Origin of the sequence: Aphanothece microscopica RSMan92, from assembly GCF_046613545.2 — a bacterium.
Classification (GTDB): domain Bacteria; phylum Cyanobacteriota; class Cyanobacteriia; order PCC-6307; family Cyanobiaceae; genus NIES-981.
Genome location: NZ_JBKKKY020000488.1, coordinates 1 through 478 on the forward strand (window position 1 = coordinate 1; position 478 = coordinate 478).

At 67.2% G+C, this 478-nt stretch carries 1 protein-coding gene; it reads right to left on the reverse strand.

All coding sequences use genetic code 11. The annotated features are described in order from the left end of the window. On the reverse strand, nt 1-393 hold a 393-nt coding region (locus ACLD7X_RS18675), incomplete at its 3' end, for an SIMPL domain-containing protein (protein WP_411425175.1). Nucleotides 394-478 lie beyond the last annotated feature (85 nt).

A 478-nucleotide genomic window follows, 5' to 3' on the forward strand; every position in this document is an offset into this window, starting at 1 on the left:
GGCCCGGGCACGGTCCATCGCGGCGTCGGGCTCGTCGACCATGAAATTGGGTCCGTCCACCTGATTGGCGCCTTGCTCGACCAGGGCGTCCAGCACCGTTCCCACCGCATCCAGGCGGCGTATCTTCACGGTTACGGTGTTCTGCGCCTGGTAGCCGGCGATGCGCGGCCGGGTGTTGGCTTCTGAGACATATTGCGGCTGGAGGCTGAGCCCGCTCGTCTGAATGTCACGCTCGGCGATGCCAGCCGCGCGCAATGCGGCAAACACGGCGGTCATCCGCCGGGCGTTTTCTTCCATCGCCGTCCTTGCAGATCGATTGGTCGTCACGACGCCTGCCGAGACCGTTGCAACGTCTGGCGCCAGCTTCAGAACGGACTCAGCCGACAGCGACACCGTGGTGGGCTGGGCTGGCGCTGGACAGCATGGGGCGTGCCCCGGCGCGGCTGTCTGGGCGGCAAGCGGGCTGGCGACAAGACAG